Here is a 5,040-nt window from a genome sequence, read left to right as displayed (position 1 = left end):
CGGTCAGCAGCCTGCCGGAGCTGTCGTGCAGGGTACGGCGCACGGTCAGGCCGCAGGCCGGGACGGCGGCCTGCGGGTGGGTGACGCGGGTCATGGTGAGGGTCTCGGCGACCCGGCCGCCCGCGGCGGCGCGGTCGAGCCAGCGGTGCAGGGCGGTCAGGTCCTGCTCGCGGGCGCTCGTCGTCTCCGCCCGGTTCCGGAGGGCCGCGAGCTCCGGACTCCGCGCGACGGCCACCGGGCCGAAGTAGGTGACGGCGTCCCGGAGGGTCTCACCGGCCGGCCCGCGTTCGCGATGGTGATGGACCAGGGTACGGTCTCCGCCGACCACGCCGAGGAGTGCGCCGAGGGAGGGCGGAACGGTGACGAAGGTGACCCAGCTCCGGGCCGGCGCGGGCCCGGCGGAGGACGCCACGGCCGGGAGGGCGGAGACGGCAAGGGCGGCGGGGATGGCAGTGGCGGCCGAGACGGCCGGGGCGGCGGAGACGGCGGCGGGGACGGCAGGGCGGGTGCCGCGGCGACCGGTGACGACGAGGCCGTCCTCGCGCAGGCACTGGAGGGCGGCCCTGATGGTCTGCCGGTTGACCTGGTAACGGGCGGCGAGGCTTCGCTCGGACGGCAGTCTGCCGCCGGGGGTGTGTGCGGCGCGGTCGAGATCGCGGCGCAGCGCCGCGGCGATCCACTGGTATTTGGGCATGGCGGCCTGGCCGCCGCCCCGCGAAGGGGAGGGCATGGCTTCTCCTCTGACGGGTGGTCAAGAACTGCGCGGTCTGCCCGACCAACCTAGCATTGGTCTATACCTCTGAGGCAGCAGATCGCGGCACGCGCCCCGGCTTGGCCGATTTCCCACCCGCATCCGACCAGCCCCTCATGACTGCCGGCAGAGCGCGGAGCGGGCATGCCGCCGGCGACCGCACGCGGCCACCGGCGGATCGAACCCCCGAAGAACTGGCGGAAGTCGTACACAGGGACCGGGCGGCCCGGGGGGCGGGTCGGATCACCGTGACACCTTGACACGCCAAGTGATTAGCCGCCATATTACTTCTATGACGAGGGACGGCATCGACGACGAGGCGCCCACACCGGAGCAGGCCAGGCGGCAGGTCGAGCATTACGGCCTGGAGGTCGACCCGCAAGCGGTGCTGGTCGCGGTGCGGCTGATCTCGGCGGGCGCGAGGGTCGGCCGGGCGGCCGAGGCGCACTTCGCCCGGTTCGGCCTGTCAACGGGGCGCTACCGCCTGCTCGCCGACCTGGAGGACCACGGCGGGGAGAAGTCCCCCTCGCACCTCGCGGTCGACCTCGGCGTCTCCAGGGCCACGGTCACCGGCCTGCTGGACGGCCTCGAACGCGAGGGCCTGATCGCCCGCCGCCCTTCCACCGAGGACGGCCGGGGCACGGTGGCCGTCCTCACCGCACGCGGATCGCAACGCCTGCGCGACATGGCGCCCGAGCACTTCGGGCGGCTCGAAGCGATGGTGGGCGGGCTTTCCGCCGAGGAGCGCGCGGTGTTCCTGGACCTGCTCACCCGCGTCGTGCGCGGCAGCGCGGCCCTGACCGCGGACTGACCCACCAAAGAACGTCCGGCCACGTGTGGCCCCGCCCTCGGGCAGGGCCGCTTTTCACGGGCTAATAGTTAGCCTCCTAATCATATCCCTCACCGAACGAGAAAGAGGTCGGCATGCCTGCGACGAAGGACAGAACCGGCCGCCGCGACCGAGCGGCCGCCCGGCCGCCCAGGCCGTTCACCCTGTGGCGTGAGGTGCTGACCGCCTACGCCGCCCCCGCACTGATGGCCGGCGCGGCCGGGGTCGTCACCGGGCAGCGGGAGCTGGCCGTGGCCGCCTGCACCTCCATCGCCGGCGCCTCCGCCATGGTGGCGTTCCTGGTCGGCTCCTGGCTGCGGCACGGCGGACGGCCCCGACGGTGGACCCTCACCATGCCGCGCGGCGTCCTGACCGCCGCTCTCGTCGTCACCGCCGTCGGCGCGGCGGCCCTGCTGGGATGGTTCTCCGCCCAGTGGCTACCCGCCCACACCCCGGTACCGGCTGCACCGTGGCTGGTGCGCCTGCGCGCGGACCTGCCCGTTTCCGCGGCCCTCGCCACGACCGTCGTCACCCTGCGCTGGCGCGCCACCACCACTGCATCCACGACCTGAGGGCCGTCCCGTAATCCCCGGCGACACCCTTCGCCGCCACCTCACCAAGGAATGAGCACACGATGATCGTTGTCATGGGAGCGACCGGAGCTACCGGGAACGCCCTGCTCCACAGCCTCCGCACGCTGGGCACACCCGTCCGCGCACTGACCCGTACCCCGCACACCCCGATCCCCGGCAATACCGGTGGGCACCGACCGCCCGCCGAGGTCCAGTACGCCGACGCCACCGACCCCCACTCGCTGCGCGCCGCCTTCAAGGGCGCCGACCAGCTGTTCCTCGCCATGGCGAACAGCCCTGCGCAGGTCGAACTCGAAACACGTGTCATCGACGTCGCCACCCATGCCGGCGTCGGACACATCGTCAAGCTCTCCGCCCCCGCCGCCGAACCCGACTCCCCGGTCGCCGTCTCCCGCTGGCACCACGCCGTCGAGGAGCACCTGCGCGCCGCCGGCCCCACCCACACCATCCTGCGCCCCTACGCGTTCACACAGAACCTGCTGCGTCTGGCTCCCACCGTCGCCCAGGGCCTCATCCTCGGCACGACAGGCGACGCGCCCTGCAACTACATCGACTGCCGCGACATCGGCGACGTGGCCGCCGCCGCCCTCACCCGGCCGGACATCGCCGGCCGCACCTACACACTCACCGGCTCCGAAGCCGTCTCCTCTCCCGAACTCGCCCTTCGGCTTTCCACCCTGACCGGCCGTCCGATCCGCTACGTCGACCTGACCCCGGCCGAACTGCGGGACCACCTCGTCCGCCATGCCGACATGCCGACCTGGCTCGCCGACCACGTGACGGAGATCCAGCAGCTCGCCGTCGCCCGGCCGGAAACCCCCACCACCACCGTCGTCGACATCCTGGGCCGCCCGCCCCGCACCCTCGACGCCTTCCTCCAGGAGCACCGGGCCCACTTCCGCCGGTAGGACGCCGCGGCGGGGGCGGAATGCCGCAGGATCAAGGCCCTACCCGCCCGGCCGGCCCGGGCCGGCTTGCGAGTGACAGGCACCTCCGTACGTCGTGCATCCGCAGCCGCGGCGCCCGACGGGGCCCCGGAGGGTCGGGTCAGCGAAGTCCGGCGAAGAGATCGTTCTCGGGCACGGCCGCTCCGGTGGCGTCCTGGACACGCACGAAGGTCTCCATGCCCATCAACTCTCCGAACCTCGCCTTGCCCATTCTGAGGAAGAAGATGTTCTCGCCCTGACTGGCGTGGGCGGCCAGCGCGTCGAACTTCTGGCCGCTGAACGCGGTGGTGTCCACCCACGTGGTGATCTCATCGTCAGGGAGGCCGATCTCGGCCAGCGCGGCGGTCTCGGCAGGATCCGGCTCCGGCATGTCCTCCTGGAACTCGCGCATGATCTTGCCGAACCGCTCCATCGCCGAGCGCGGCATCGTCGTCCAGTACACCTTCGGTGTCAGCGCGGTCATCTCCAGCGCCGCCATCGTGATGCGGTGGGCCTGAATGTGGTCAGGGTGGCCGTAGAAGCCGTTCTCGTCATAGGTGACGACCACATCGGGCCGGTAGTGCCGCATGAGGGCCGCGAGTCGGGCAGCGCCCTCCTCCACCGGCGTCCTCCAGAAGGATCCCGGGGCGTCGTTGCTCGGCCACCCCATCATCCCGGAGTCGGCGAAGTCCAACATTTCCAGATCACTGACCTTCAGCACGTCACAGCTCGCCTCGAGTTCTTGTCGGCGCATCAAGGCGACAGCCGCCGGATCGTGCCCGGGATCACCCGGCTTGACACCCCCCGGCCCGTCACCGCAACCGCCGTCGGTACACGTCACGAGAACCGTGCGAATGCCCTCTGCCGCGTACCGCGCGAGGACTCCTCCCGTTCCGGTGGCCTCGTCGTCGGGGTGGGCATGCACTGCCATGAGCGTCAAGGGCCGGTCAGTCATGAAGAAGTCCTCCTGCGGATACATGTGTGGTCCGAGTGCGCGGCGGGCGTTCCGCGATCTCGGGAGGCCGGATCCTGCCAGGGCGGATGACATGGTTCCCACCCTGCAGCGCCGGACCCCCTGTCGATGCAACGCCGCCGGCCGGACCCGCTGTTCCCGGCGCGGCTGCTTGGCTTTCCCGGGCATTTGGCTTTCCCGGGCTTCGACATGCCCCCGCTCAGGCGGCGTCGAGGCCGGCGTCGGCGGACGCGGGCCCGACACATCAGGCTTCATGTTCCTCCGCCTCGGCCCGTGTACCCGTGTGCGGCTCGCCTCCCGAACAGGCCGACCTGCAGCGAGGCGGGAAGCTGCGGATGGCGTGCGGGCATGGCAATGAGACGCACCGCGTCCGACGCCGTGCGCCGAGCCACCGGGGAGGACAGGACAGCCCTCAGCCGCGCAGCGGGTTCGGCAGCGGCAGGTAGCGGGCGTCCGCGCCGTCCGCCCGTGTCCAGCGCAGCAGCAGGTTGGTCTTGCCCGGCAGGGTCACGGCGGCGAGCAGGTCCGCGATCTCGGGGAGCCCGCGGGTGGCCCCGTAGCGCACGAACTCCTCCCGTGCGGCCGGCCACAGGAGCGGCGAGATGTCCGGGTGCCGTCCGGACAGCGCTCCCGCGATCTCCATCAGATTGTTGACGACCAGGCAGTAGACCAGACGCTGCCAGGCAGCCGCCCGCGGCAGGTCCGCCGGCAGCTTGACCCCCTCCGCGTCCCGGAAGAGGGCCTGCACCGGCAGGCCGTCCGCGTCGACGGCGACCAGGGTGTTCTGGAGGTGGGCCTCCAGCACGATGCCGTGCCGGGCGAACAGTTCCAGTACCGGCGGCACGACCTGGCGCAGGTACGCACGCCACCAGCGGACCGGGTCGGTGGTCCCGGCCGGCGGGCTCCCGGGGTAGCCCTCGGCGAGCGCGGCGGCCAGCAGCGGGGTGGCCCCGGGCACGGTGTGCGCG

General features: G+C 72.1%; 6 protein-coding genes. 3 read left to right on the top strand and 3 right to left on the bottom strand.

The window, feature by feature from the left end:
* A partial coding sequence (locus ACWGIU_RS29485) for a GntR family transcriptional regulator (RefSeq protein ID WP_453710843.1) occupies window positions 1–730 on the bottom strand: 730 nt, incomplete at its 3' end.
* 313 nt (window positions 731–1,043) lie between these two features.
* Here ACWGIU_RS29485 and ACWGIU_RS29480 point away from each other — a divergent pair.
* The 3 genes from ACWGIU_RS29480 (at window position 1,044) to ACWGIU_RS29470 (ending at window position 3,081) form a co-directional block, all read left to right on the top strand.
* Entirely contained in the window at window positions 1,044–1,562 is a 519-nt protein-coding gene (locus ACWGIU_RS29480) for a MarR family winged helix-turn-helix transcriptional regulator (protein ID WP_453710841.1), read from the top strand.
* Window positions 1,563–1,675: 113 nt separating this feature from the next.
* A complete protein-coding gene (locus ACWGIU_RS29475; RefSeq protein ID WP_453710839.1) occupies window positions 1,676–2,152 on the top strand; it encodes a hypothetical protein in 477 nt (158 codons plus the stop codon).
* A gap of 62 nt (window positions 2,153–2,214) precedes the next feature.
* Window positions 2,215–3,081: an SDR family oxidoreductase gene (locus ACWGIU_RS29470; RefSeq protein WP_453710838.1), complete on the top strand. Its 867-nt coding sequence runs from the start codon at window positions 2,215–2,217 to the stop codon at window positions 3,079–3,081.
* Between the two features lie 139 nt (window positions 3,082–3,220).
* On the opposite strand, the gene ACWGIU_RS29465 is transcribed toward ACWGIU_RS29470, so the two are convergent.
* The gene (locus ACWGIU_RS29465) at window positions 3,221–4,054 is read right to left on the bottom strand and encodes a PIG-L family deacetylase (protein ID WP_453710845.1); all 834 of its coding nucleotides are present in this window, start codon (window positions 4,052–4,054) and stop codon (window positions 3,221–3,223) included.
* A gap of 430 nt (window positions 4,055–4,484) precedes the next feature.
* Window positions 4,485–5,040: IucA/IucC family C-terminal-domain containing protein (locus ACWGIU_RS29460; protein WP_453710836.1), on the bottom strand; the 556-nt coding region annotated here is incomplete at its 5' end.

Source organism: Streptomyces sp. NPDC054840 (assembly GCF_053611065.1).
This window is presented reverse-complemented; position numbering and strand designations above follow the sequence as displayed.

Excerpts from the sequence above, each read along its gene's own strand:
- ACWGIU_RS29480 (WP_453710841.1), top strand. The coding sequence starts at position 1,044 with ATGACGAGGGACGGCATCGACGACGAGGCGCCCACACCGGAGCAGGCC.
- ACWGIU_RS29475 (WP_453710839.1), top strand. The coding sequence starts at position 1,676 with ATGCCTGCGACGAAGGACAGAACCGGCCGCCGCGACCGAGCGGCCGCC.
- ACWGIU_RS29470 (WP_453710838.1), top strand. The coding sequence starts at position 2,215 with ATGATCGTTGTCATGGGAGCGACCGGAGCTACCGGGAACGCCCTGCTC.
- ACWGIU_RS29465 (WP_453710845.1), bottom strand. The coding sequence starts at position 4,054 with ATGACTGACCGGCCCTTGACGCTCATGGCAGTGCATGCCCACCCCGAC.